General features: G+C 70.4%; 24 protein-coding genes. 11 read left to right on the forward strand and 13 right to left on the reverse strand.

Going from position 1 to position 24,480, the window contains the following annotated elements; all coding sequences use genetic code 11:
- Positions 1–319: 319 nt before the first annotated feature.
- The 4 genes from G472_RS35615 to G472_RS0125425 all read left to right on the forward strand — a co-directional run bounded on the left by G472_RS35615 (position 320) and on the right by G472_RS0125425 (position 6,708).
- Entirely contained in the window at positions 320–2,290 is a 1,971-nt protein-coding gene (locus G472_RS35615) for a TonB-dependent receptor plug domain-containing protein (RefSeq protein ID WP_051341284.1), read from the forward strand.
- Between the two features lie 65 nt (positions 2,291–2,355).
- Positions 2,356–2,892 carry a hypothetical protein gene (locus tag G472_RS0125415; RefSeq protein ID WP_035693716.1) on the forward strand — a complete coding sequence of 179 codons (537 nt, stop codon included), beginning with the start codon at positions 2,356–2,358 and terminating at the stop codon, positions 2,890–2,892.
- Between the two features lie 67 nt (positions 2,893–2,959).
- Positions 2,960–4,663 carry a methyl-accepting chemotaxis protein gene (locus tag G472_RS35620; RefSeq protein WP_084536904.1) on the forward strand — a complete coding sequence of 568 codons (1,704 nt, stop codon included), beginning with the start codon at positions 2,960–2,962 and terminating at the stop codon, positions 4,661–4,663.
- Positions 4,664–4,740: 77 nt separating this feature from the next.
- A complete protein-coding gene (locus tag G472_RS0125425) occupies positions 4,741–6,708 on the forward strand; it encodes a TonB-dependent receptor plug domain-containing protein (RefSeq protein ID WP_051341289.1) in 1,968 nt (655 codons plus the stop codon).
- A gap of 166 nt (positions 6,709–6,874) precedes the next feature.
- Here G472_RS0125425 and G472_RS0125430 read toward each other — a convergent pair whose 3' ends face one another.
- The 7 genes from G472_RS0125430 to G472_RS0125460 all read right to left on the reverse strand — a co-directional run bounded on the left by G472_RS0125430 (position 6,875) and on the right by G472_RS0125460 (position 10,934).
- Positions 6,875–7,480, reverse strand: coding sequence for a hypothetical protein (locus G472_RS0125430; RefSeq protein WP_029010628.1), 606 nt, complete (start codon positions 7,478–7,480; stop codon positions 6,875–6,877).
- 92 nt (positions 7,481–7,572) lie between these two features.
- A complete protein-coding gene (locus tag G472_RS35625; protein WP_051341290.1) occupies positions 7,573–8,520 on the reverse strand; it encodes a lipid kinase in 948 nt (315 codons plus the stop codon).
- 107 nt (positions 8,521–8,627) lie between these two features.
- On the reverse strand, positions 8,628–8,939 hold the full coding sequence (locus tag G472_RS0125440) for a Gas vesicle protein V (protein WP_156927254.1): 312 nt from the start codon (positions 8,937–8,939) through the stop codon (positions 8,628–8,630).
- Positions 8,940–9,087: 148 nt separating this feature from the next.
- Positions 9,088–9,321 (reverse strand): hypothetical protein, encoded by a 234-nt coding sequence (locus G472_RS0125445; RefSeq protein WP_245593579.1) that lies wholly within the window; start codon positions 9,319–9,321, stop codon positions 9,088–9,090.
- Positions 9,322–9,358: 37 nt separating this feature from the next.
- Positions 9,359–9,994 carry a cold-shock protein gene (locus G472_RS40700; protein ID WP_029010631.1) on the reverse strand — a complete coding sequence of 212 codons (636 nt, stop codon included), beginning with the start codon at positions 9,992–9,994 and terminating at the stop codon, positions 9,359–9,361.
- 140 nt (positions 9,995–10,134) lie between these two features.
- Positions 10,135–10,344: a hypothetical protein gene (locus G472_RS40705; protein WP_281173369.1), complete on the reverse strand. Its 210-nt coding sequence runs from the start codon at positions 10,342–10,344 to the stop codon at positions 10,135–10,137.
- Positions 10,341–10,934, reverse strand: a complete 594-nt coding sequence (locus G472_RS0125460; RefSeq protein WP_051341292.1) for a hypothetical protein — start codon at positions 10,932–10,934, stop codon at positions 10,341–10,343. The genes G472_RS40705 and G472_RS0125460 overlap by 4 nt, the downstream gene beginning before the upstream one ends.
- 76 nt (positions 10,935–11,010) lie before the next feature.
- On the opposite strand from G472_RS0125460, the gene G472_RS0125465 reads away from it, so the two are divergent.
- The 3 genes from G472_RS0125465 (at position 11,011) to G472_RS0125475 (ending at position 13,066) form a co-directional block, all read left to right on the forward strand.
- Positions 11,011–11,475: a hypothetical protein gene (locus G472_RS0125465; RefSeq protein WP_156927255.1), complete on the forward strand. Its 465-nt coding sequence runs from the start codon at positions 11,011–11,013 to the stop codon at positions 11,473–11,475.
- A gap of 96 nt (positions 11,476–11,571) precedes the next feature.
- Entirely contained in the window at positions 11,572–12,336 is a 765-nt protein-coding gene (locus G472_RS0125470) for a nucleotidyltransferase family protein (RefSeq protein ID WP_029010635.1), read from the forward strand.
- The gene (locus tag G472_RS0125475) at positions 12,329–13,066 is read left to right on the forward strand and encodes a metallophosphoesterase family protein (RefSeq protein WP_029010636.1); all 738 of its coding nucleotides are present in this window, start codon (positions 12,329–12,331) and stop codon (positions 13,064–13,066) included. The genes G472_RS0125470 and G472_RS0125475 overlap by 8 nt, the downstream gene beginning before the upstream one ends.
- Positions 13,067–13,079: 13 nt before the next feature.
- Here the strand turns inward: G472_RS0125475 and G472_RS0125480 are convergent, their stop codons facing one another.
- Positions 13,080–13,424 (reverse strand): chaperone modulator CbpM, encoded by a 345-nt coding sequence (locus G472_RS0125480; RefSeq protein ID WP_035693720.1) that lies wholly within the window; start codon positions 13,422–13,424, stop codon positions 13,080–13,082.
- Positions 13,421–14,335, reverse strand: coding sequence for a DnaJ C-terminal domain-containing protein (locus G472_RS0125485; protein WP_029010638.1), 915 nt, complete (start codon positions 14,333–14,335; stop codon positions 13,421–13,423). The genes G472_RS0125480 and G472_RS0125485 overlap by 4 nt, the downstream gene beginning before the upstream one ends.
- 335 nt (positions 14,336–14,670) lie before the next feature.
- Here G472_RS0125485 and G472_RS39580 point away from each other — a divergent pair, with 335 nt between their 5' ends.
- The 4 genes from G472_RS39580 (at position 14,671) to G472_RS0125505 (ending at position 17,968) form a co-directional block, all read left to right on the forward strand.
- Positions 14,671–15,303 carry a peptidoglycan-binding domain-containing protein gene (locus tag G472_RS39580; RefSeq protein ID WP_035693721.1) on the forward strand — a complete coding sequence of 211 codons (633 nt, stop codon included), beginning with the start codon at positions 14,671–14,673 and terminating at the stop codon, positions 15,301–15,303.
- 108 nt (positions 15,304–15,411) lie between these two features.
- On the forward strand, positions 15,412–15,504 hold the full coding sequence (locus G472_RS40885) for a small membrane protein YohP (RefSeq protein ID WP_156927256.1): 93 nt from the start codon (positions 15,412–15,414) through the stop codon (positions 15,502–15,504).
- Positions 15,505–15,790: 286 nt separating this feature from the next.
- Positions 15,791–16,714: a replication protein RepA gene (locus G472_RS0125500; protein WP_029010639.1), complete on the forward strand. Its 924-nt coding sequence runs from the start codon at positions 15,791–15,793 to the stop codon at positions 16,712–16,714.
- 234 nt (positions 16,715–16,948) lie between these two features.
- A complete protein-coding gene (locus tag G472_RS0125505; RefSeq protein WP_029010640.1) occupies positions 16,949–17,968 on the forward strand; it encodes a Tim44 domain-containing protein in 1,020 nt (339 codons plus the stop codon).
- Between the two features lie 126 nt (positions 17,969–18,094).
- On the opposite strand, the gene clpB is transcribed toward G472_RS0125505, so the two are convergent.
- The 4 genes from clpB to mscL all read right to left on the reverse strand — a co-directional run bounded on the left by clpB (position 18,095) and on the right by mscL (position 24,424).
- Entirely contained in the window at positions 18,095–20,692 is a 2,598-nt protein-coding gene (clpB, locus tag G472_RS0125510) for an ATP-dependent chaperone ClpB (protein WP_029010641.1), read from the reverse strand.
- A gap of 169 nt (positions 20,693–20,861) precedes the next feature.
- Positions 20,862–22,904 (reverse strand): tetratricopeptide repeat protein, encoded by a 2,043-nt coding sequence (locus G472_RS0125515; RefSeq protein ID WP_029010642.1) that lies wholly within the window; start codon positions 22,902–22,904, stop codon positions 20,862–20,864.
- Positions 22,891–23,853: a hypothetical protein gene (locus G472_RS0125520; RefSeq protein WP_029010643.1), complete on the reverse strand. Its 963-nt coding sequence runs from the start codon at positions 23,851–23,853 to the stop codon at positions 22,891–22,893. Before G472_RS0125520 ends, G472_RS0125515 begins: the two co-directional genes overlap by 14 nt.
- 133 nt (positions 23,854–23,986) lie before the next feature.
- Entirely contained in the window at positions 23,987–24,424 is a 438-nt protein-coding gene (mscL, locus tag G472_RS0125525; RefSeq protein ID WP_029010644.1) for a large conductance mechanosensitive channel protein MscL, read from the reverse strand.
- Positions 24,425–24,480 lie beyond the last annotated feature (56 nt).

Genomic DNA, 24,480 nt, shown 5'->3' on the forward strand with positions numbered 1-24,480 from the left:
ATTGTTTGTTGTTGATGTAAGAATACAAACAAACATTCACGCTGTTATACCCGAACCGGTTTATGTTTATTGACAAAAATGAACAGACCTTAACTACGATTTCTCTATCACAACTTATTGACATTCTCCCCACACGGCATTAGACATACAGTCATATGCGGTTCACGCGGTATATGCGGCATTCAGCCAGCCCAGCCATGTACCTCTCCTGAACAGCGTGTCATTGGTACCCACCGTGTCCTTTCCCAATTTCCGACCGGATCAGGATACCCGCAGCACGGGCATCCCCTTATCGATCCGGGCGGATGCCGAGGCAGCCATGATCAAGAAGTTCTTCGCCGTCCTCCTGTGCGGCGTCGCCACCCTTCCTTTGGCGGCGCCGGCCGGTGCCCAGACCATCGACTACGGATCTCTTGAGCAACTCTTCGGGGAGCCGGTCACCACCAGCGCGACGGGCAAGCCGCAGCGCGCCAGCGAGGTGCCGGCGGCCATGGAGATCATCTCCGCCGGAGAGATCCGCCAGTCGGGGCTCGCCACGCTACCCGACATCCTGCAGCGCGTGGTGGGATTGGACGTCATGCGTTCGGGCATGGATGCGGCGGACGTCAGCGTGCGCGGCTACAACCAGCCCTACAGCCCGCGCCTGCTGGTCCTGGTCAACGGGCGACAGGTCTATCTCGACCATTACGGGATGACGGCGTGGAGCGCGATTCCCGTCGAGCTGGCGGAGATCCGTCAGATCGAGGTGGTCAAGGGCCCCAACACCGCGCTGTTCGGCTTCAACGCCGTGGGCGGCGTCGTCAACATCGTCACGTACAATCCTTTGTACGACTCCGTGAACAACGTCACCGCCCGCTACGGGACGCAGAACTTCCGCGAATTGTCCGGCGTCGCGTCGATGAAGCTGGGTGAGAAGACGGGCCTGCGGGTATCGGCCGGCGGCTTCAACGCCCACGAGTTCGACACCGCCGTCAACCGCAGCGAAGAAAGCCTGCGCCTGAACCCGCGGCGCCGGTCGGTCGCGGTGAACGGTCTGAGCGAGATCGCGCCCGGCCACCAGATGGCACTGGAACTGACCAAGTCCAATCTGGAGCGCTTCGAGCCTGTGGCCGGTCAGAACCGCTACAGCCGCACCGAATACGACACCTGGTCCGCCAAGGTGGCCTACACCGGCAACACTCCGATCGGCCTCGTCGAAGCGTCGCTCTACCGCAACGGCGCCAACATCGATCTGGCGCCGAACTACGACATCAACAACACGGTGACGGTCGCCCGGCTGCAGGACCTGTTCAAGATCGGCACCAACCACAGCGTCCGGCTGACGGCCGAGTTCCGGCGCAACGAGATGAACAGCACGCCGGACCGCGGCGCCGACCTGCACTACGATGTCTACTCCGTGGGCGGCATGTGGGACTGGTCGATCACCGACCGGCTGTCCCTGGTCAACGCCCTGCGGCTGGATCATCTGCGCCTCGGCCGCACCGGCACCTTCACCGGCAACACCCCCTACACCAACGACAGCTACGACCGGAAGCTGACGGAGCCCAGCTTCAACAGCGGCATCGTCTTCAAGGCGACGGACGTCGATACGGTGCGCTTCATGATCGGGCGCGGCGTCCAGGTGCCGAGCATGATCGATTTCGGCCTGATGCAGTCCGCCGGTGTGGCGAGCGTCTACGGCAGCCCCTCGCTCGACCCCACCATCGTGACCAACTACGAAATCGGTTACGACCGCACCATCGACGCCATCGGCGGCGGCTTCCGGGCCTCGGTCTTCTACCAGACCAACGAGGACATGCTGTTCCGCACCCGGACGTTCCTGCTGAACCGTCGTCCGGTAGCCGTCTTCGACAATATGGGCGATTCCAGCGCCATCGGCCTGGAGACGTCGCTGAAGGGGCGGATCGGCGAGGATCTGGGCTGGAAGCTCGGCTACGCCTTCCAGGCCATCGACGACGATCTCACGGCGGGGGTCACCAGCTTCCGCTTCGAGGATGCCACGCCGCAGCACAAGCTGTCGGCCGAACTCAACTACCGGTACGGCCAGTGGTCGGCCAACCTGTTCGGCCTCTATGCGACGGCGGCCAAGGGGCTGCGCGGGACGGACACCGGCACGCGGGTGGTCGACGTGCCCAACTATTTCCTGCTGTCCGGCAGCGTCGGCTATGACGTGACCGAGACCGTCCGCGTCGCCCTGACGGGGCAGAACATCACGCAGGACACCGCCCGGCTGTCGCCGTTCGCGGCCGAGGAGCGCCGCGTGTTCCTGACGCTGTCCGCCAGCTTCTGATGCCGCTGCCGCGCCGCCCTGCGGCGCGGCATCGCTTCGGCCAACCAAAGAGGATCGCGAGTACGATGATTCGTTCGATCATTGCCGGCGCCATTGCCGCCGCCGTCACCCTGGGGACCGGCCTTCCGGCACTGGCCGACGTCGGCGCCAAGGACGTCCAGGTCGCCGCCAAGACTTTCGGCTTCACGGTCCCGCCGCTGACCGGCACCGTAACGGTCGCCGTCGTCTTCGACCCCGGCGTCCCGGCGTCGCAGGCCGACGCCGACCAGCTCAAAACCATCCTGGGGTCCGGTCTGGCCGTCGGCACCGCCACGCTGGTGCCGGTGCTGGTCCCCGTCGCCCAGCTCGACGGCGGGCTCGACGGCGCCAACGTCGCCTTCCTGACCGGCGGCCTGTCGGCCCACCACGAGCGCATCTTCGCGGCGACCAAGGCGAAGAAGCTGCTCAGCGTCTCGGCCGACACGAGCTGCGTGCAGAGCGCGCGGTGCGTCATGGGCGTCAAGAGCGAGCCCAAGGTGGAGATCCTGGTGAACAAGGCAGCCGCGGAGGCGTCGTCCGTCTCCTTCGCGCCGGCCTTCCGCATGATGATCTCGGAACTCTGACGGGCGCCCGGCGCCGGACGCCGCCGCCGGGCGCGCGTCCGTTCCGGCGCCGCAATCGGAGCGGAACATGGCTTTGAATCGACTGAAACTCTCCAACCTCGGCTTCGCGCTGAAGTTCCTGATCGCGCCGGGCGTGGCCGTGGCGTTGATGTGCGTGCTGGCGTGGTCCGGTGCGGTCGGTCTCAGCAGCCAGGTGGCCAGCACGCAGACCATCGTCGAACGCAACCTGGAAGGCGCCATACGGCTGTCCGATGTGGCGGTGCGCGTGCAGGCGGCGAACGGCGAGCTGCTGCGAGTCATGACCCGTCAGGCGGCCCATGACGGGATCGACGTGACGGCGGCGATCGGCACCCTGCAAACCAAACTCGATGTCATCATCACCGATCTCAACGCTTATCGCGATGGCTTCGCCACGCCCGAACAGGCGGCAAAGATCCTCAGGGTCGTCGAGGAACTGAACAAGTACAAGGACGCGACGGCCTTCGTCGCGTCGATGCTGGAACTCGACTTCGCCAGCGTCGTGTCGTTCATGACCCCGTTCGAGGCCAATTTCGCTGAGCTGTCCGGGTTGATCGGCGGGGTGGTGGCCGAGGCGGCCGTCGATTCTCGCCATCTCGCGGCCGCTGCGGCCGTCGACGCCCGGCAGACCGAGACGGTCTTCCTGAGCGTGGTGGTCGCGGCGACCCTGATCGTGGCCCTGGCGGCGTGGCTGACCGGGCGCAGCACCGCCCGTTCCATCCGGCGCATCGCCGACGCCACGCTGCGTCTGGCCGATTCCGACACCGACGTGGAGCTGGAGCCGCTGCGGCGGCGCGACGAGCTGGGCGCCATCGTCGACTCCCTGGCCGTCTTCCGCGCCAACATCCTGAAGGTCCGGGAGATGCAGGCCGACCAGGACCGTATCCGGCACGACAGCGAGGAGGAGAAGCGGCGCTCCATGGCGAGCCTCGCCGACAGCTTCGAGGCCAGCGTGCGCCGCGTCGTCCATGCGGTGGCGGAGGCATCGGGCGGTCTGAAGGCGAGCGCCACCAGCATGCGCGAGAGCGCCGACAGCGCCTACCGTCAATCCAGCGACGTCGCCAGCGCCGGCGAGGAGGTGAACGCCAACGTCGCCACGGTGGCGACGGCGGTGGAGGAGATGTCGGCGTCCATCAACGAGATCGCCCGCCAGGTCGAGAGTGCGGCGTCCATCGCCCGCGACGCGGTGGAGCGCGCCCGTCAGACCGACGGCGTGATCACCGAACTGGCCGATACGGCGGAGCGCATCGGCACGATCGTGGCGCTGATCCATGGCATCGCCGGGCAGACCAACCTGCTTGCCCTGAACGCCACCATCGAGGCGGCGCGCGCCGGCGAGTACGGCAAGGGTTTCGCGGTGGTAGCCAGCGAGGTCAAGAGCCTGGCCAACCAGACCGGCCGCGCCACCGACGAGATCAGCGCCCAGATCACCGCCATCCAGTCCCGCACCCGGGATTCGGTGGAGGCGATCCGCCGCATCGGGGAGACCATCGAGCGCATGGATGGCATTGCCGGCGGCATCGCCGCGGCGGTGGAACAGCAGGCCTCCGCGACGCGCGAGATCAGCCGCAACATCCAGCAGGCGGCCATCGGCACCGGGGCGGTGTCCCACAACATCGCCGACGTCCGTGACGCCGCCCGCACGGTCGGCACCAGCGCCGACGAGGTGCTGGGCGCCGCGGACACCCTGACGCGGCACTCCTCCTCTCTGGAATCGGAGGTCGACGCCTTCCTGGCGCGCGTGCGCGCCTGACGATCTCCCGCTCCCGGCGCCCGTTACGACGCCCTCAAAACAGAAAACATCGCATCCTTGGCATCCGGAGATTCCCGATGAAACCGACCCTGCGCGCCGCCGCGTTCGGCGCGGCCGCCAGCCTGGCGCTCGCTGTTCCCGCCGCGGCCCAGACCATGGACTACGGCTCGCTCGAACAGCTCTTCGGTGAGCCCGTCACCACCAGCGCCACCGGCAAGCCGCAGCGCGCCAGCGACGCGCCGGTGACCATGGAGATCATCACGGCCGAAGAGATCCGGCAAAGCGGCGCCCACTCCATCCCCGACATCCTCCAGCGGGTGGTCGGGCTCGACGTCGCGCGCTTCGGCTACGCCCAGGCCGACGTCTCCGTGCGCGGCTACAGGGCGCCGTTCAGCCCCCGCCTGCTGGTGCTCGTGGACGGGCGGCAGATCTACCTCGACCATTTCGGGATGACGAACTGGAACGCCCTGCCGATCCAGCTCGCCGAAATCCGCCAGATCGAGGTGGTGAAGGGGCCGAACACCGCCCTGTTCGGCTTTAACGCCGTCGGCGGCGTGGTCAACATCGTCACGTACAACCCGTTGTACGATTCCGTGAACAACGTCACCACGCGCGTCGGCACCCAGAAGCACCGGGAGTTGTCCGGCGTGGCGACCGTGAAGCTCGGCGAGGCGGGGGGTCTGCGCATCTCCGCCGGTGGCTACAACGCCGATGAGTTCGACACCGCCGTGGCGCCCGGCGATGCGGCGGCCCGCTCGCGCCAGCCGTCTCGTCGCGCCATCAACGCCTCCGGCCTGTTCCAGCTCGCCCCCGGCGTGCAGGTGGGCATCGAAGGCTCCAACGTCGAGTCGAAGCTGTCGGAGTTCGTGAACTCCTATTCCTACTTCGACGGCGACTATCACCTGTGGTCCGGCAAGGTGTCGCTGTCGGCGAACACCGGGATCGGCCTGATCGAGGCGATGGCCTACCAGAACGTCGCGGACATCGACACCAACTTCGACATCCGGTTCGACAACACCGTGCGGGTCGCCAAGATTCAGGACCTGTTCAAGATCGGGACCGACCACAGCTTCCGGATCTCGGCCGAATACCGCCGCAACGAGTTCGAGCGCATCTCCGGAACCTCGGCGAAGGTCGCCTACGACGTCTATTCCGGCGGCGGCATGTGGGACTGGTCGATCAACGAGTCGCTCAACCTGGTCAACGCGCTGCGAGTCGATCACCTGCGCCTGGAACGTTCGGGCCCGTTCGTCGGCACCGCGTCGCCCTTCACCAACGCCGACTATGACCGCAAGCTGACGGAATGGAGCGTCAACAGCGGCCTGGTCTACAAGGTGACGGACCTCGACACCGTCCGGCTCAGCTTCTCGCGCGGCATCCAGGTCCCCAGCCTGTTCGAATACGGGCAGATGATGGCGTTCGGCGCCTTCGGCTTCTACGGCAACCCGAACCTCGATCCGACCGTCGTCACCAACTACGAGATCGGCTATGACCGCGCCATCGCCTCGATCGGCGGCGGCCTGCGCACGGCGCTCTATTACCAGACCAACACCGCGATGAAGTCGGTGTCGCGCTACATCAGCCCCACCACCGCCATCTACGACAACGTCGGCGATTCCAAAGCGGTCGGCATCGATACCTCGCTGCGCGGTACGGTCGGTGACAACTGGCGCTGGAAGGTCGGCTACGCCTTCGAGGCGGTGAACGACGATTTCGAAGGCTATGCGGCCTCGGCGCTGGAGTTCGAGAACGCGACGCCCCGCCACAAGATCAATGCCGAGCTGACCTACATCCGCGGCCCCTGGGACTTTAACCTCTTCGGCCAGTACGTGTCGGAGACGGAGATGCTGCGGTCCAACGGCATGACCGCCAGCCTGAGGGATGTCCCGGCCTCGTTCACGCTGGCCGGCAAGATCGGCTATCAGGTGACGGAAAACATCAATCTGGCACTCACCGGCATGAACATCACCCAGGACCAGCAGCGGCTGACCTCGGGCTATCCGGAAGAGCGCCGGGTGTTCCTGACCCTGTCGGCGAACTTCTGATCAGGGCCGGCACCGGATCACGTCGATCGGGTGCCGACCGGGACTTCCGCCCCGAAAAGCGCGCCGCACCGACCGACCGGCCGTCGCTGCGGCGCCTCGTGCGATGCCCGCCCGATCTCCATCCGATCGGGCGGGCATCGTCGCTATCATCGGGGGCAGCCGCGCATCACGCCGCGACGGACAGCGGAGCAGCGTCGGCCGCGAGGACGTCCTCGAAGGGAATGGCGCGGGCGTGCGGTGCGGCGGGGCCGGCGCCGTGGCCCAGCGCCTCGGACGTGACCAGGTAGCGGGCGTGCACGGCGTCGATGCCGACGATCTCCCCGTCCACCGTCACACGGTGCCAGGCACGGTCGTTGGTGGTGATCCGCACCGCGTCCCCCACGGCCAGGGCCGGCCGCACCGCGTGGGCGGTCACCCAGGCGGCGACCAGCCGGTCGTGGGCGCGCAGCATCTCCAGCGCGAAATCGTCCAGAACCTCCATCAGCGCATCATCCACCGGATGGTCGTGGTGACGCGCCAGCGCCTCGGCGATGGCCTGGGGGTCGCGGTGATGGCGGGTGACGGCGACCAGCCGGCCGGTGACCGTATCCGGGTCGGCCGGCCCGCCGTCAGGCGTGCGCAGAACCGCGGCGACGCGGCCGGCGATGGCGCGGGCGGCCAGCTCGCGCACGATGGGCAGCGCCAGCGACGGGCGGCGGCCGGGGCCGCTGCGCAGCGCGGTCAGGCGGGCGGCGGCGGCGTCGGTGGACGCGGGAACGAGCGGAGCGGTCATGCTCTCGGGCTCCTGTTGCAGATCCGTGAACCGGAGCCCATAGGCGCACAAGATGGTTAACGCTTCCTAACCATACCGCCGACCGCCGGCGATTACCCCTCGGGGCCGCCGGGTGGTCCCGCCGCCGGGGTGTACACACGCACCGCGCCGCGCAGCACACGGAAGCGGGCAGGGGTGGTGGTCGACACCTCGCCGTCGGTGTTGACGCGTTGCGGGCGACGGGTGCGGATCTCCACCGCGTCGCAGGCAAAGGCGCGCACACCGCGGTGGGTGCCATGACGGCCGTTGCGGAAGGCCGGCAGCAGCCGCAGCAGTTCCCACCAATGGGCAATTTCCAGGCTGTAGACGTGCAGCAACCCGTCGTCGAGGCTGGCGTTCTCCTCCACCGTCAGGCCGCCGCCGTAATGGCGGCCGTTGCCGACGGCGATCTGCACCGTACGCACGCGCCGGGTGCCCTCGGGGGTAACGATCTCGGCCGAGAAGGGGCGCATGCGGCGCAGGATGCGCAGCCCGGCCAGGGCGTAGCCCAGACGTCCCCAGCGCTTCTTCAGGTGGGTCGACAGGGTGCGCGCCAGATCCACGCTCATGCCCAGGCTGGCGACGTTCCAGAACAGGTGGCCGTTCACCTCGCCCAGGTCGACGGTGTGGACGTGCCCGTGGGCGATGATGCGCGCCGCCGCCAGCGGGTCGGCGGGAATGCCCAGCGAGCGTGCCAGGTCGTTGGCGGTGCCGAGCGGCAGCACGCCGAGCGTCAATCCCGTCTCCCGCAGGGCCGGCGCAACGGCGTTCAGCGTGCCGTCACCGCCGCCGACGATGACACAATCATAGCCGGGGCCGTGCCGGCGGATCAGATCGGGAATGGGCTGTTTGCGCGCGGTGTCCCGCTCCTCCACGGCCACGCCGGCGGCGGCGAGCGCGGCGCGCACGGCGTCCAGATCGGCGGTGCCGTTGCGCGCGTGACGGTTGACCAGCAGAAGCGCCCGCCGGGCGGAGCCGCCGGGCGGCCCGCCCGCCGGCGGATCATCCGAGTTGCCGGTCATGCCGTGTCCCTCCGTCCGCGTTCCGCCGCCCGTCGCTCCGGACCCGCCGACGCACCCCAACGCCGCGGGCAGGCGCCGGTTCCGAACGCCAACGCGGAAGGCCCGGCTTACCCCGGCCGGCCGCGGGGCGGGAACCGGCCGGCGGTGGAGCGCACACCGCCGCGCGGGCCGCCCTCGTCGCCCGCGTCGGCCTCGTCGCGGGACGGCGGACGGGACCGGGCACGCTCCGCCTCGGCTTCGGCGATCTCGGCCTCCAGGGCGCGGATGCGCTGGCGCAGGGGGGCGACCACTGCGCCCGCGGGGTTGCGGGCGGCGATCTGTTCCAGATCCTGGCGCAGCCGGACCAGTTGGCCCTTCATCTCCGCCAGGCCGCTGCGCCGCTTGCCGACCCGGAACGCCCGGTCCTCGAATTTGCTCACGTCCATCCTCCCGATCGCTGTGTTTGTATCCCGCGGGGGATCGGTGCGCCCGTAAGGCTTGCCACGTCCCGCGGTCGGGGCGTGGGGATAGACATAGGAACTGCCGCTGCTGACGGGTAGTCTCGACCGACGCCCCCCGGCACGGGGATCAGGCTTCCAGGATCGTCTCCACCTCCGGCATGTCCGACAGGCGGCGTGCCAGGCGTTCGGTGCAGCGCACCTCGACGATGCCGAAGGCGCCGGAGGGATGGACCGCGTGCAGGTCGCCCACCATCCCGTTCTCCGACACGAAGCGCTTGAGCAGGGCCACCAGGGCGTCCCGCTCCGGCCGGCCGGGGCGGACGGCGGTGCGGCCGAAATGAATCTTGTAGCGCTTGAACATCATGGCTCCGGACGGAGGGCACCGGCGGACAGCGGCATCAGAGAACGGCCACCGACACCGCCTCCGGCCCCTTCTGGCCCTGGCGGACGGTGAGGCGGACGCGCTGGTTCTCGGCCAGCGTGCGCAGGCCGGCCCGCTCCAGGGCGCTGACGTGCACGAAGACGTCGCGGCCGCCGTCGTCGGGGCCGACGAAGCCGAAGCCCTTGGCGGTGTTGTACCACTTCACCGTTCCGTCCACCTCGGTGGTGGGGCCGGCGGGGACGTCGCGGGGTGCCGGGCGCGGTCGCGCGGCGCCGACGGGTGCCGCGGCGGGGCGGTCGTTCCGGCGCGGGGACCGGTCGGCGCCGTAGGGTGCCCGCTCCGGCCGGCCGGGACGGGGCGCGCGGGGGGCCGGCGGCGGCGCGGCCGTGGACCGATCAACCCCGTGCAGCGCGCTGACCTGCGCCCCCTTGCGGCCTTCGACCAAGTCGACGGTGACGGTGGCGCCCTCGGGCAGCGTCGCATGGCCGGCCGCCTGCACCACCGCCCCCGGCAGGAGGGCGTCGGAGGAGCCGTCGCTCATCTTGACGAAGCCGAAGCCGCGGACGGGGTCGAACCATTTCACCGTGCCCTCGGCCCCGGTGGCGATGACGGACTGCTGGCGGTAGATGTGGCGGGGAGGGTTCTGGCGCATGGGCGGACCGGGCTCGGGCGTGACGGAGGACGGCGGTGCCGTCCGTTCTATCACACCCGAAGGGAACCCGGGTCGCGCGTGTCGGACGGCACCGCCGAAAAACCCGCACCTATCCGTTCAGGCGGAGCCCGCCCTGCCGTTCAGGCGGCGCCCGCCGCCAGCCGGTCCGGCACCGGCGGCGGCTCCGCCGGCGGCACGGGTATGGGAGCCGGCGGCTCGCCCAGGGGCGGGCGGGCGGGATCGCCGGGAACGTCCGGTGGCGCCGGCGGCGGGCCGCCGGGCTGCGGAACCGGCGGAATCGGTTGCGGTCCGGCCAGTGCCGCCGCCCTCATCATGCCGCGGTCGATCATTGCGCGTCCATGCGCGGCGATTCGCCGGTCCCGACGGCGCTTTCCGCCACCTCGTGGGCCTGCGCCAGGCTGTCCAGGCAGCGCGCCTCGTCGCCCTCGTCGGCCGCGGCGAGCGCGCCGGTGATCAGGGAGTCGAGCTGGGCGCGGTGTGCGGCCTGCCCGAAGTCGTCGCTGGACGGCGGTGACCCGGCGACGCCGGGATCGGGGCGGATCGCCGGTGCGGTGGGCATGCCGTTGGCGGCGGGGGGCGGCGGCTGGATCACCGCCGGGGCGCCCACGTCGGGAGGCTGGATGACGCCGCCCGATTCGGCCAGCTCCTCGCTGGTGATCGTCCCGTCGCCCTCGCCCGTGCTGCCCGACAGGGCCGGCGGCAGGCCGGAGCCCACCGACGGCGGGGCCTGCGGCGGCGGTTCGGCCGACAGGTCGTGGGCGGCGGCGAACTGCTCGACCATGTCGCGGCAGGTCTGCGCCGAAGCGGCGGACGCCGCCACCGCCGAAACGGCCAGGGCCATGAGCGGAAGGGCAAATCCCGTGAAGCGCGTCATCGTCCGGTCCTCGGTCTGATCATCCACCGACTCCAACGCCCCCATGGGCGCGGCGGTTCCCGCGGAACATGTTCCGCCAAGCCGACGTTGTGCCGACGCAGCGGTTCCGTCCGGAGGAGCCATGGAAGCCGGTCTTCACCCCGCAATGCTCAACCCCGTGGCGCTTGCCGGTCTGGCCGCCCTGATCCTGGTGGTGTCGTTCGGCGCCGCGGCGCGGGAGTCCGGGTCCGGCGGCCCGCCCGCCACCACCGCGCGCCAGGACCTGTGGCTGGCCCGCCACCGCGTCGCCACCGCCCTCGTCCTGCTGACGCCACCCGATGAGGAGCCGGCGGCCGGGTCCGCTGCCGGGGAGCGCGTCGCGGAGGGTGAGCGGCGGATCCTGGAGGCGCTGGCGCAGATCCGCCGGGCCAGGGCCAAGCCGGGCTGGAACGAGGTGCCGGCGGACGGCGCCGCCTCGCTCGTGCGCGCCCTGCCGGAGGTGGAGCAGGCCCTGGCCCTCCTGCCCCATTGCCGCGACGGCGACACCCTTCGCCGCATCGCCGCCGTGCTGGAGGAGCTTCACGATCTGCTGGACCGGGTGGCGTAACACGCCGGCGGTAGCGCCATTCCGTCCCCGCGGCTGTTATCCGGGGGCGGGCAGCCACCCGTGACGGCCCGCGGGCCCCCACAACGACCGATGATCATGACCGAAACGATCCGGCAGATCGCCGCCACCGCATCCCCCGAGGCCGAGGCCTTCTATGCCGAAAGCCTGCGGCTGCTCACCGAGTCCGGCATCCCCTTCCTGTTGGGCGGGACCTATGCGGTGTGCGCCTACACCGGGATCAGCCGGCCCACCAAGGACATCGACGTCTTCTGCAAGGCGGGGGACTTCCCGCGCATCCTGTCCTATTTCCAGGACCGAGGCTACGGCACGGCGATCGAGGACGAGCGCTGGCTGGGCAAGGTGTTGCAGGGTGAGCTGTTCTTCGACGTGATCTTCAACTCCGCGGTCTCCGTCAACCCGGTGACCGAACGCTGGTTCAAGGAATCCCACACCGTCACCCTCTTCGGCCGCGAGGTGCAGGTGACGCCGCCGACCGAGCTGATCTACTCCAAGGCCTTCGTGCAGATCCGCCACAAGTACGACGGCGCCGACGTCGCCCACCTGATCCTGCGCCAGCACGACCGTATCGACTGGAAGCGGCTGCTGTCCTACATGGAGCAGTATTGGGAAGTGCTTCTGATCCATCTTCTGAACTTCCGGTTCATCTACCCGTCGGAGCGCGACCTGGTGCCGCAATGGCTGATGGACGAGCTGCTGACGCGCCTGTCCGAACGCACCCGCCTGCCGGTGCCGCAGACCCGCATCTGCCGCGGCCGTCTGTTCTCGCGCGAGGATTACCTGATCGACGTCACCCAATGGGGATTCGCCGACATGGCCGGGGAAGGGACGAAGAATGACTGAGGAGCGCACCACCGCCGACATCGTGCGCGTCGCCGCGATCGGCGACATCCACGTGGCCGAGACGGCGGTGCATCCCTACCGCGACCTGTTCGCCGAGATGGCGGAACGCGCCGACGTGCTGGTGCTGGCCGGCGACCTCACCAACCACGGCAAGCCGGCGGAAGCGGCGGTCCTGGCGGAGGACCTGCGGGGCCTGTCGGTGCCGGTGCTGGCGGTGCTCGGCAACCACGACCTGGAGTGCGGCGAGGTCGCCGCCATGAAGGAGGTGCTGGTCCGCGCCGGCGTCCATTTCCTGGACGAGAACCCCTGCGAGATCAAAGGCGTCGGCTTCGTCGGCGTGAAGGGCTTCGGCGGCGGGTTCGAGCGCATGATGCTGGATGCGTTCGGCGAGCCGGCCATCAAGCAGTTCGTCAGCGAGGCGGTGCAGGAGGCGATGCACCTGGAAAGCGCCCTGCGCCAGGTGGAGGCGGAACGCTCCTTCGTCGTGCTGCACTACGCCCCCATCGCCGGGACCGTGCAGGGGGAACCGCCGGAGATCTACCCCTTCCTCGGCTCCTCCCGCCTGGCCGAAACCATCGACCGCTTCCACGGCCAGGTCCGCGCCGTCGTCCACGGCCACGCCCACCACGGCCGCTACGCCGGTGCCACGCCGCGCGGCACCCCCGTCTACAACGTCGCCCGCACCATCGAGAAGGAGGGCGGCCGCGCCTACGCGCTGATCGAGGTGTAGCGACGCCGACGGGTCAACCGTCCCGCTCCCGCTCCAGCCGCCGCAACTCCCCGGCCAGGGCCGCGCGGCTCTCCGGCGGCAGGCGGGCTACCGCCTCGGCCAGCAGGGCCAGGCGGTGGCGCAGCCCGTGCACCGTGTCGAGCAGCGACAGCACCACCGGCACCGTCTCGTCGTCGATGGCCAGGTCGTGGCGCAGGTCGCAGATCAGCTCGATGCGGGCGACGTCGGCGGCGCTGAAGCCCCAGCCCGTACCGGCGTGCTGCGGCCGCACCCAGCGGCGCTCGATCCACAGCGTCAGTTCGTCGGATGACACGCGCCGGCACGTCGCCAGCGCCGCGTCGAAGCCGATGACGGTCATGCCGGCTCCTCCATGGCGCGCCGCGGCTCGTAGCCGTCGGGGGACCAGGACCGTACGAAGCGCTCCAGCTCCGCATCGGGCCGGTCCGGGAGGGTGATGCGCAGGGTAACGTACTGGTCGCCGCGGGTGCCGCGGTGCGGGTCCGCAACGCCCTTGCCCTTGAGGCGCAGGACGGTGCCGTTGTTGGCCCCCTTGGGCACGGTCAGCATGACCGGACCGTCGACGGTCGGCACGCGCACCCGCGCCCCCAGCACCGCCTCGGCCAGGGTGACCGGCAGGTCGAGACGGATGTCGTCACCGTCGCGGCGCAACCAGGGGTGCGGGCGCACCCTGACGGTGATCAGGGCGTCGCCCGGCGGGCCGCCGCCGGTTCCGGGCAGCCCCAGCCCCTTCAGGCGCACGGTGCCGCCATCCTCCAGCCCGGCGGGCAGGTCGACGTCGAGGGTGCGGCCGTCGGGCATGGTCACCCGCCGCTTGCCGCCGCGCACGGCGTCGAGGAAATCCAGCGGCAGCGTCAGGCTGAGATTGCCGCCCTTCAGGCGCACGCCGGCCCCGGCGAAACCGCGCTCGCCGAACAGGTCGGCGAAGATGTGCTCCAGGTCGTCGGCGGCGAAGCCCTCGCTGCCGCGGTAGCGGGCGCCGCCCGGTCCCTCGGCGAAATCGCGGTAGTAGCGGCGCTGCGGCTGCTCCTGCCCCGCGGCGTCGATCTCCCCGCGATCGAAGCGGGCCCGCTTGTCGGCATCCGACAGCAGGTCGTAGGCGGCCGTCACCTCCTTGAAGCGCCGTTCGGCGTCGGCGTTTCCGGGGTTGAGATCGGGGTGATGGGTCTTGGCCAGCGTGCGGTAGGCCTTGCGGATCTCGTCCGCCGTGGCGGTCTTCGGCACGCCCAGAATGTCGTAGGGGTTGCTCATGGCGCGGTCGATGCACAATGAGGATGTCTGCTCTTTGGATGTGCGCCGGAATGGCCGCAATTCAAGTGGGGTCCTGCCGCGGCACCGCACTCGCCGGCATCGACCGAAGTAACGGGCCCCGCCGGACCGCCGGGTACTCGCCGCGGCGGGACGGGAGGAAGGTGCGGGCCGGGAGCGCTCAGGCATCGGCCCCGAAACGGACTTGGTGCGGGGCAACGGCGCATTCGGCGAAGGACGGGAACGGGGCGGAAGTGCCGGTGTTGACTTCGCGAACCCCAACCTCTGCCGTATGACGACGGCAGCGCCGGTTCGGGGCGACAGCGAAGGGGAAGACCATGCGTAAACTTCCGATGATGATGGCCGCTTCCGGCCTGGTGCTGGCGCTCGCCGCCTGCGGCAGCTCGACCGAACAGCGCGCCGCCACCGGCGGGGTCGGCGGTGCGGCGGCCGGTGCGGTGGTGGCCGGGCCGGTGGGCGCCGTGGTCGGCGGCCTGGGCGGCGCCGCCGCCAGCTCGACCCTGGATGCGCCGATCGACGAGAAGGTCGGCGAGTGGACGGGAAGCGAGGACGGCCGCACGGCCGCCGCGTCCGGCGCGACGGGCTCCGGCGCCACGGCGGGCGGCGGCAGCGGCGGGCTCAGCTCGTCCGAGATCCGTCAGGTCCAGCAGGCGCTGAACGAGCGCGGCTACGACCTGCAGGTGGACGGCATCTGGGGTCCCAACACCCGCGACGCCGTGCGCCGTTTCCAGGAAACCAACGGCATGGACGCCACCGGCCGGGTCGACCGTGACACCATGGCCGCGCTGCGGACCGACGGCACGACGGCGGGCGGCACGGGCGCGACGGGCACCGGCATCAACGATGCCCCGGCGGGTGCCACCGGCACCACCGGCACCACCACCGGCGGCACGACCGGCACCATGGACGACGACACCGGCAGCCCCGGCACCGTGCAGCCGAACCCGTAAGCCATCCCCGTTCCACGGGCGGCGGTGTCCGTCCGGTGCCGGTCCGCGGCGCCGGACGGACGCCGTCGCCCGCGTGCCGGGGCCGTTGTTGCAGCGAGGAGAACCATCATGGGTTTCCTGAAGTTTCTCGGCGGCGCCGTGGGCGTCATCTTTCTGATCGGGCTTCTGGTGGTCATCGGCCTCCTGGCCCTGATCTTCTGATCCGTGCCGAGTCGCCGCCCGGCTGCGGGGTTTGGCGATCGCCGACCATCCTGTGCCCTTGGCAATCGCCGACCACCTCCCGAGTCGCCGGGTTTTCCACCGCCGGCTCCGGCAATCGCCGACCGCCGGCTTGGCGATCGCCGACCGCGACTCGGGGTGTCCCCTGGCAATCGCCGACCATACAAATAGACTCCTGGCAAATAGACTCACAAATAGCCCGGTCGGCGATCGCCAAATGGACTCCCGCGGCCCCTGCGTGATGGGATGCCGGCAACGGAGGGGACCCATGGGTGACGTACACCAGCTCATCATCGCGCACGGCCGGCAGGAGGCGCGCAACCTCGTGGACCCGCGCCGGGCCAGCGTCGTCGACGTCGCGGCCTCGGTGCTGGAGGAGGAGTCGAACGCCCTGGGCATCACCTATTCCGGGTTTTGCCTGACCAGCCTGCCCCACCGGCGGCTGCCGCCCGAGGCGGAGTGGCGGCGCGACCAGGGGCGCGTGACGCTGCTGGTGGAACCGGGAAAGGAGCGGCGGCGCGACGGCACGCTGGCCCATGTGGGGGTGCCCTACGGCGCCAAGGCGCGCCTGATCCTGCTCTATCTCCAGACCCGCGCCATCCAGGACAACAGCCGGGAGATCGAACTGGGCCGCTCCATGAACGACTGGCTGGACCGCATGGGGGTATCGGCCGGCGGCTCCACCTACAAGGCGGTGCAGGAGCAGGCGACGCGCATCAACCTCTGCCGCCTGACCTTCTTCTGGGACAAGAACGGCGCGGAGGGCTTCGCCAAGGAGAGCATCGTGTCGGGCGGCATCCGGCTGCGCGACGACGACGGCCAGGGCACCCTGTGGCGCGAGACGGTGCAGTTGTCCGAGACGTTCTTCGCCGCGCTGAAGCGCTCCCCCGTGCCGATCTGGGAGCCGGCGATCCGCCACATCGGCGGTTGCTCCATGGCCATCGACGTCTATGTCTGGCTGGCCTACCGGCTGCATGTGCTGCGCGAGCCGACGCCGGTGACCTGGGCCGCCCTGTTCAACCAGTTCGGCGGCGGCTACAAGGCCCTGAAGCACTTCAAGCCGGAGTTCCGCGAGGCGCTGGATCTGGCGCTGGCCGTCTACGAGGCGGCGCGGGTCGAGGTGTCCGACGCCGGCGTGCTGCTGCGCCCCTCCCCGCCCCCGATTCCGGAACGGATGATCGCCGCACGGTAACCGGACCGGCTGCGCAACGGTCGGCGATTGCCAAGACTGTTGCACAGCCGGTCCGGTCGGCGATCGCCAAGGCGGGCCGGACGGTCGGCGATTGCCAAGGGGAATCGCGAACCGGACACGCCCGGTCGGCGATTGCCAAGCCGAATGCGGCGCGGATACCCCTAAAAGCCCGACCGTCGCGTCCCCATATGGTTGGTCCGCCCGCCGACTGGCCTTCAGACACGACGGAAGATCATGCTTCAGACCCGTTCCAAACGCACCCGTGCGATTTCCGCCGCGGCCGCTGCCCTCGTGGTGGCGCTGGCCGCCGGCGTTGCCGATGCCCGCGCCGGCCGCAGCTCCAACCTCGGCAGCCGCGGCGACCGCACCTACCAGGCGCCGCCTCCGACGACCACGGCGCCCTCCACCGCGGCCCCCGTGCAGCGTTCGGCCACCCAGCCCGGCACCCAGCCCGGCGCGGCCCAGACCGCGGCCCCGCGCCCCGGCGCCGCGGCCCCGGCGACGGGCGGCTTCTTCTCGCGCGGCGGGTTCATGGGCGGCATGATGGGCGGCCTGATCGGCGCCGGCCTGATCGGCATGCTGATGGGCGGCGGCTTCTTCAGCGGCCTGGGCTCGCTGGCCGGCATGCTGGGCTTCCTGCTGCAGATCGGCCTTGTGGCGCTGCTGGTGTACTTCGCCGTGCGCTGGTTCAAGAGCCGCAACCGCCCGGCCTACGCCGGTGCCACCCCGAGCTACCGGGAAGCGGCACCGTCCTCCATGGGTCCGCTCGGCGGCGGTGTCGGGGGTGGCATGTCCGGCGGCGCGGCGGCTGCCGCGGCCCCGCGCCGGCGCACCGGCCCCACCGACGAGCTGGGCGTGAAGCCGGACGACTACGAATCGTTCGAGCGGCTGCTGGGCTCGGTCCAGGACGCCTACGCCCGCGAGGACATGAACGCCCTGCGCTCCATCGTCACGCCGGAGATGGCCTCCTACTTCCAGGAGGAGATCGAGCAGAACGCCGCCCGCGGCGTCGCCAACCGCATCTCCGACGTCCGCCTGCTGCAGGGCGATCTGGCCGAGGCGTGGCGCGAGGGCGCGTACGAGTACGCCACCGTGGCCATGCGCTACGCGCTGGTGGACGTGACGGTGGAGCGCGACTCCGGCCGCGTCGTGGAGGGCAACGCCGACCAACCCATCGAGGTGATCGAACTGTGGACCTTCCGCCGCCCCTCCGGCGGCATCTGGATGCTCTCGGCGATCCAGCAGAGCCGCTGATCGCACTCCGCTTTCACGCAAGAAACCCCGCGGCACCCGCCGCGGGGTTTTTCGTGGGCTGCTTGCCGGTTACGTAGGCCGCCCGCACTCCCCCCGCGGTGCGCGCGAGGGGAGGTATCACCGCCCTCAGCCGGCGCCGGCGGGGGCGGGCAGGCCGTTGATGGTGAGCCGGCCGGCTTCGGCCGACACGGTCACCGTCTGGCCGTCGGCCACCTTGCCTTCCAGGATCAGGGTGGCCAGCGGGTTCTGCAACGCGCGCTGGATCACCCGCTTCAGGGGGCGGGCGCCGTACACCGGGTCGTAGCCGGCCTCGGCCAGCCACTCCGTAGCCGCGGGGTCGACCTCCAGGGTGATGTCCCGGTCGGCCAGCATCCGCGTCAGACGGCCGAGCTGGATCTGCACGATGCCGCCCATGTGCTGCCGGGTCAGGCGGTGGAACAGCAGGATCTCGTCCAGCCGGTTCAGGAACTCCGGCCGGAAGTTGGCCCGCACCACCTCCATCACCGCGTCGCGCACCACGTCCACGTCCTGCCCTTCGGGCACCGAGGCGATGACGTCGGCCCCCATGTTCGAGGTCATGATGATCAGCGTGTTGCGGAAGTCCACCGTGCGGCCCTGGCCGTCGGTCAGGCGACCGTCGTCCAGCACCTGGAGCAGCACGTTGAAGACGTCCGGGTGGGCCTTCTCGATCTCGTCGAACAGCACCACCTGGTAGGGCCGGCGCCGCACCGCCTCGGTCAGCGCCCCGCCCTCCTCATAGCCCACATAGCCCGGTGGCGCGCCGATCATGCGGGCGACGGAGTGCTTCTCCATGTACTCCGACATATCGAGGCGGACCATGGCGGTCTCGTCGTCGAACAGGAACTCCGCCAGCGCCTTGGTCAGCTCCGTCTTGCCCACGCCGGTGGGGCCGAGGAACAGGAAGGAGCCGATGGGGCGGTTGGGGTCCTGCAACCCGGCCCGCGCCCGGCGCACCGCGTTGGCGACGGCGACGATCGCCTCCTCCTGGCCGATCACCCGGCCGCGCAGCGTCGATTCCATGCCCAGCAGCTTTTCGCGCTCGCCGGCCAGCATCCTGTCCACGGGGATGCCGGTCCAGCGGCTGACCACGGCGGCGATGTCGGTGTCGCGCACCTCCTCGTTCAGCATGCGCGAGTGGGAGGCCTGTTCGGCCTCCTTCAGCCGGCGCTCCAGCTCGGGGATGACGCCGTAGGTCAGCTCGCCCGCGCGCGCCCAGTTGCCCTGGCGCTGGGCGTTGTCCAGCTCCACGCGGGCGTGGTCCAGGTCTTCCTTCAGCTTCTGGGCGCTGTTCAGCTTGTCCTTCTCGGCCTGCCAGCGGGCGGTCAGCTCGGCCGACTGCTGCTCCAGCTCGGCCAGTTCGCTTTCCAGATCGGCCAGCCGGTCCCGGGACGCGGGGTCGGTCTCGCGCTTCAGCGCCTCGCGCTCGATCTTCAACTGGATGATGCGGCGGTCCAGCTCGTCGATCTCCTCGGGCTTGGAGTCGACGGCCATGCGCAGGCGGCTCGCCGCCTCGTCCACCAGGTCGATGGCCTTGTCGGGCAGGAAGCGGTCGGTGATGTAGCGGTTGGACAGCATGGCCGCCGCGACGATGGCGCCGTCGGCGATGCGCACGCCGTGGTGCACCTCGTAGCGCTCCTTCAGGCCGCGCAGGATGGAGATGGTGTCCTCCACCGTCGGCTCCGCCACGAAGACGGGCTGGAAGCGCCGGGCCAGGGCGGCGTCCTTCTCCACATGCTTGCGGTACTCGTCCAGCGTGGTGGCGCCGACGCAGTGCAGCTCGCCGCGCGCCAGCGCCGGCTTCAGCATGTTGGAGGCGTCCATGGCGCCTTCCGCCTTGCCGGCCCCGATCAGGGTGTGCATCTCGTCGATGAAGACGACGATCTCGCCGGCGGCGGCCTGAATCTCTTCCAGGACGGCCTTCAGGCGCTCCTCGAACTCGCCGCGGAACTTGGCGCCGGCGACCATGGCGCCGAGGTCGAGGGCCAGCAGGCGCTTGTTCTTCAGCCCCTCGGGCACGTCGCCCTTGATGATGCGCTGGGCCAGCCCCTCGACGATGGCGGTCTTGCCCACGCCGGGCTCGCCGATCAGGACGGGGTTGTTCTTTGTGCGCCGGGCCAGCACCTGGATGGTGCGGCGGATCTCCTCGTCGCGGCCGATGACGGGGTCCAGCTTGCCGTCGCGCGCCGCGGCGGTCAGGTCGCGGGCGTACTTCTTCAGCGCGTCGTAGCCCTGCTCGGCCGAGGGGCTGTCGGCGGTGCGGCCCTTGCGCACCTCCTCGATGGCGCCGTTCAGCGCCTGGGCGGAGACGTTCGCCTGGTGCAGGGCGCGGGCGGACGGCGTGCCCTCCGCCAGGGCCAGGGCCAGCAGCAGCCGTTCGGCGGTGACGTAGCTGTCGCCGGCCTTGGCGGCCACCTTCTCCGCCTGTTCGAAGACGCGCGCCAGTTCGGGGGACAGGTACACCTGCCCGGCGCCGGCGCCCTCGACCTTCGGCTGCTTGTCCAGTTCCGCCTCGACGGCGGCCAGGGCGCGCGCCGGGTCGCCGCCGGCGGCGCGGATCAGGTTGGCGGCCAGCCCTTCCTTGTCGTCCAGCAGCGTCTTCAGCAGATGCTCGGGCGTCAGGCGCTGGTGGCCGCGGCGCAGGGCCAGCGTCTGCGCAGCCTGGACGAAGCCGCGGCTGCGCTCGGTGTACTTCTCGAAATCCATGACCGTCTCCCAACTGCGGCCGACCGCCCGCCAGGCAGCGCGCTCGGCCTTGACCCACCATTCGTGCGATCCAGGAGGATGCTCAGGCGAGATGTTGGGAACGCGGCCCCCGGTTGCAAGACCACCGGCGTTTCGTGGTTTTGCATCGGCGCGCTGCGCAAAACGCGGGTCAGGACCGCAGCACCGGCGCCTGTTCGTTGACCGCCATGCGCGTGGCGGCGGTGAGGGTGGCCGCCAGGTCCGCGTCGCCGCCGTCGACCAGCGCCCGCACCGCGTCGGCCGTGGGCTCGCCGCCCAGCCGCGTGTGCAGGCGGCGATGGACGAAGGCCGTCACCGGATCGTCCTGCGGCGCCGGCCCGGCCAGCCAGCCGGCCACCGCCGCCGCACCGCCGTCCCCGAGCCCCACCGCCAGCCGGGTCACCGGCGCGCGGCCGGGGAAGCGGGCGAGGATGGCCTCGCGCGCCGCCGCGTCCCGCGAGGCGCGGGCGAACGCCAGGCGCAGCCCGTAATTGTTGGGAAAGGCCGGCTCCAGCCCCGCCCAGCGCTCCGCCGGATCGTCCAGCCGTTCCATGGCCACCAGGATCGCCCCGGCGTGGTTCGGCCGCGCCGCCAGCACCGCATCCAGATCGTCGCGGGCCGCCTGCCGCAACAGCGCTTGCACCTCGTCGGGCAGCCCGTCCAGCGCCGGCCCCAGCCGGAAGTCCGCCCGCTGCACCCGCCCGTCATCACCCAGCGCCCGCGCCTCGGCGTCCTCCGCCACCGCCGGCGGCGGGGCCGGCGGAGCGTCGTGCCCGGGAAACGGCTCCTCGCCGCGGCGCGCCCGGGCGAGGGCGGCGGAGAGAGAGCCGGCCGACGCCCGATCGACGCGCGCGATCTCCGCCAGGATGGCCGGCACCCCGTCCAGCCGTCCCTGGCGGATCAGCAGCGTGGCCAAGCCGCCGCGGCACACCGCGTCGCCGGGGAAGCGGCGGGCCGTCTCCCGGTACAGCGCCTCCGCCTCACCCGCCCGCCCCGTCCGCGCCAACAGCTCCGCCAGGGCGCTGAGGCTGACAACGTCGTCGGGGAAGCGGCGCAGGGTTTCCCAGAAGACGATCTCGGCGAGATCCTCCTGCCCCAGCGCGGCGAGCGATCGCGCCCAGAGAGTCCAGCCGTACATGTGGCCCGGCTCCCAGCGGACGCCGATGCGGGCAAGGTCATGGGCGAGGTCGGGCGCCTGGTCGAGGACCAGATCGCCGATGTTGCAGGCAGTGCGGACCACAAAATGGCTCTCGCCCGTGGCCTCGGCGTAACAAAGCTGGTCGGCAATCAGCGCTTCGATATCGGATCGAACAGCGGCTACCGGTTCTTTCGCCAACCGTAATTCGATCTTCTCGCGCCGCTCACGCGGCGGCGTTTTGATAACGCGCGGCGGTTTCGCCCCTCCGGCAGCCGTCCCGCCCTTCACATCCTCCTTCCACCACGCGACGAACGGGCGCCGGGCGTGCTCCTTGAACAAGGGCTCCAGGCGGTGCCGCCACGCCGGCGGGGAGGAGGGATAGAGCGCCTTCAGCGAGTACCACTGGAGCAGGAAGTCGTCCCGGTCTTGCGGGCCGAGATGACAGGCCCAACGGGCAAAGCCGGCGAGCACGGCTTCGGACACCGGCGCCGGCGGCTTCGGCAGTCCGAGCAAGCCCAGCAGGCCGATGTCGAGGAAATAGTCGGGCTCGCCCCGCCCGGCGCGATCGCAGAACCCGAACCAATCCGCCTGATAGGTGTCGTCGGTCTGGGTCTGCGCCAGCGTGCGCCACAGCTCCGCCCGCGGGTCGTGGGCCGAATCCACCACCAGGCCGGCGGCCCAGGGCTCCAGCGCGTTCACCGCGGCGTGCAGTCGGGCCGCGCTGTCCCGCAGGTCCAGGCGGGGCACCAGGGACAGGGCATCCGCCACTTCGCCGGCGTAGCGGGCCGGGCCGTAGCGCAGGCGGAACGCGGGCGGGTCGGCTGGACGGGCAGCCAGCCACGCGTCCACGGTATGGTCCAGCAGCCGGAGCAGGGGGTCGTTGGCGCCGAGATTGCCGAACAGAGTGTCCAGAACGTCGGACGGGCGGCCTCGGCCATAGGGGAACGGCAGCGCAATGCCGCGGATCAGGTCGTCGAACCGCTCCGCCGGCGCCTTTTCGAAGGCATCGAGCCAGGGGTGGTCGGGCCGGGGGCGCCGTGGGTCAATCGCGGACATGGTCGGGCATCGGCTCCCCGAAGTCGCTCCGGTATTCCCTCAGACACCTGAGATGGGCGTTGCGCAGGCGTTTCAAGGATGGCTCCGGCATCGGCGCGGCGATGGACGCCATTTTCTCCATATGCGCCACCGAATAATCTATACGCCGGTGCAGGATTTCCGCAACCAGCCGATTGCACGCCGCATCCTCGCGCAGGTCGAGCGTCCGGCCGTAGGGCAGTTCGGTCGGCGCCGGGACGTAGAAGGGGTTGAGCGGCCCGTCCAGCACCGTGGGCACCGCGAAGGCGCGCTGCCGCTCCGCCCGCGGCGTGGCCTCCAGCACCTCGGCCACCGTGTAGGCCATGGCGACCACCGTGTACTCTTTGGCGTGGTTCGGCACATGGAAATGGCCGAGGCCGAGACGGTCGCGCAGGCGCAGGAACCAGTTTCGGTCCTCCAGGTCATCCTTCACCTCGTCGCGGAAGGCGGCGAAGCCGGGGCGGTTGTCGCGCCGGCGGTTCCAGCGCTCGACGAATGCCTCCAGCAAGCGGTTCTGCGTCAGCCGCACCGGATCGGTCGGGGCACGGCCCCGGTTCTTCGCCATCCGGAAGGCGTTCAGGACGTTGGGCTTGGTGAATCGTCCGACTCGATCGAACAGCCAGTCGATGCACTCCACCCGGATGATGTCACGCGGCGCCAGGGTGGCGATCAGCGCGTCCGCATTGTCCGCCGTGAAGGTGGCGGGCACCCCATCCGGCGGGGCGTTCAACCGGTTGGCAACGTAGTCGGCGTGCTTCACCGCCATGGTCCGGCGCGGCCGCGTCGGCGGTGGCTCGAAATCGTGGGTGTCGTAGGCGGCCCAGCGGTCGTCGGTCACCCGCTCCTCGAAGCGGAAATTGTCGCACACGGCGCGCGCGGCGGCGGTGCGGGCGAAGCGATGGCCATCCCCCGGCCGACGGCTGTTCTGCATGGGCTGCGGAAGACCTGATCAGGATGAGATGGTCACGATCCTAATCACCCGCCCCGCTGCATGCCAGATGGATCTTCCCGCGACACGCGCATTCTTCACCTTCGACACCTCCCGTCCGCGATCCCGCCCCCGATCACGCCGGCGGGCGGGTGGACGGGGGGTCGCGCAGCAGGTCGCGGATCTCTTCCAGCAGCGTCTCCTGGCGCGGCGGGGCCGGCGGTTCATCCGGCTCGGCCGGTTCGCTGCGGCGGAAGCGGTTGATCTTGCGCACCAGCAGGAACAGCGCGCCGGCGACGATGAGGAAATGCAGGATGGCGTTGAGGAAGCGGCCGTAGTTGATCGTCGCCGCCCCCGCCGCCTGCGCCGCCGCCAGGCTGTCGTAGGTGCCGCCGGACAGGTTCAGGAAATGGTTGGAGAAGTCGAGCCCGCCCATGATCCAGCCGATGGGCGGCGTCAGGATGTCGTTGACCAGCGAGTTGACGATGCCGGTGAACGCCGCGCCGATGACGATGCCGACCGCCAGGTCGATCACGTTGCCGCGGCTGATGAACGCCCGGAACTCCTGCCACATGCGCCCCTCCCACGCTCACGCTTGCAAACGGGGGAGGGATGCGGGGGTTCCCGGCC

Source organism: Azospirillum halopraeferens DSM 3675, assembly GCF_000429625.1.
GTDB lineage: Bacteria > Pseudomonadota > Alphaproteobacteria > Azospirillales > Azospirillaceae > Azospirillum > Azospirillum halopraeferens.

Excerpts from the sequence above, each read along its gene's own strand:
- G472_RS35615 (WP_051341284.1), top strand. The coding sequence starts at position 320 with ATGATCAAGAAGTTCTTCGCCGTCCTCCTGTGCGGCGTCGCCACCCTT.
- G472_RS0125415 (WP_035693716.1), top strand. The coding sequence starts at position 2,356 with ATGATTCGTTCGATCATTGCCGGCGCCATTGCCGCCGCCGTCACCCTG.
- G472_RS35620 (WP_084536904.1), top strand. The coding sequence starts at position 2,960 with ATGGCTTTGAATCGACTGAAACTCTCCAACCTCGGCTTCGCGCTGAAG.
- G472_RS0125425 (WP_051341289.1), top strand. The coding sequence starts at position 4,741 with ATGAAACCGACCCTGCGCGCCGCCGCGTTCGGCGCGGCCGCCAGCCTG.
- G472_RS0125430 (WP_029010628.1), bottom strand. The coding sequence starts at position 7,480 with ATGACCGCTCCGCTCGTTCCCGCGTCCACCGACGCCGCCGCCGCCCGC.
- G472_RS35625 (WP_051341290.1), bottom strand. The coding sequence starts at position 8,520 with ATGACCGGCAACTCGGATGATCCGCCGGCGGGCGGGCCGCCCGGCGGC.
- G472_RS0125445 (WP_245593579.1), bottom strand. The coding sequence starts at position 9,321 with ATGTTCAAGCGCTACAAGATTCATTTCGGCCGCACCGCCGTCCGCCCC.
- G472_RS40700 (WP_029010631.1), bottom strand. The coding sequence starts at position 9,994 with ATGCGCCAGAACCCTCCCCGCCACATCTACCGCCAGCAGTCCGTCATC.
- G472_RS40705 (WP_281173369.1), bottom strand. The coding sequence starts at position 10,344 with ATGATCGACCGCGGCATGATGAGGGCGGCGGCACTGGCCGGACCGCAA.
- G472_RS0125460 (WP_051341292.1), bottom strand. The coding sequence starts at position 10,934 with ATGGGGGCGTTGGAGTCGGTGGATGATCAGACCGAGGACCGGACGATG.
- G472_RS0125465 (WP_156927255.1), top strand. The coding sequence starts at position 11,011 with ATGGAAGCCGGTCTTCACCCCGCAATGCTCAACCCCGTGGCGCTTGCC.
- G472_RS0125470 (WP_029010635.1), top strand. The coding sequence starts at position 11,572 with ATGACCGAAACGATCCGGCAGATCGCCGCCACCGCATCCCCCGAGGCC.
- G472_RS0125475 (WP_029010636.1), top strand. The coding sequence starts at position 12,329 with ATGACTGAGGAGCGCACCACCGCCGACATCGTGCGCGTCGCCGCGATC.
- G472_RS0125480 (WP_035693720.1), bottom strand. The coding sequence starts at position 13,424 with ATGACCGTCATCGGCTTCGACGCGGCGCTGGCGACGTGCCGGCGCGTG.
- G472_RS0125485 (WP_029010638.1), bottom strand. The coding sequence starts at position 14,335 with ATGAGCAACCCCTACGACATTCTGGGCGTGCCGAAGACCGCCACGGCG.
- G472_RS39580 (WP_035693721.1), top strand. The coding sequence starts at position 14,671 with ATGCGTAAACTTCCGATGATGATGGCCGCTTCCGGCCTGGTGCTGGCG.
- G472_RS40885 (WP_156927256.1), top strand. The coding sequence starts at position 15,412 with ATGGGTTTCCTGAAGTTTCTCGGCGGCGCCGTGGGCGTCATCTTTCTG.
- G472_RS0125500 (WP_029010639.1), top strand. The coding sequence starts at position 15,791 with ATGGGTGACGTACACCAGCTCATCATCGCGCACGGCCGGCAGGAGGCG.
- G472_RS0125505 (WP_029010640.1), top strand. The coding sequence starts at position 16,949 with ATGCTTCAGACCCGTTCCAAACGCACCCGTGCGATTTCCGCCGCGGCC.
- clpB (WP_029010641.1), bottom strand. The coding sequence starts at position 20,692 with ATGGATTTCGAGAAGTACACCGAGCGCAGCCGCGGCTTCGTCCAGGCT.
- G472_RS0125515 (WP_029010642.1), bottom strand. The coding sequence starts at position 22,904 with ATGTCCGCGATTGACCCACGGCGCCCCCGGCCCGACCACCCCTGGCTC.
- G472_RS0125520 (WP_029010643.1), bottom strand. The coding sequence starts at position 23,853 with ATGCAGAACAGCCGTCGGCCGGGGGATGGCCATCGCTTCGCCCGCACC.
- mscL (WP_029010644.1), bottom strand. The coding sequence starts at position 24,424 with ATGTGGCAGGAGTTCCGGGCGTTCATCAGCCGCGGCAACGTGATCGAC.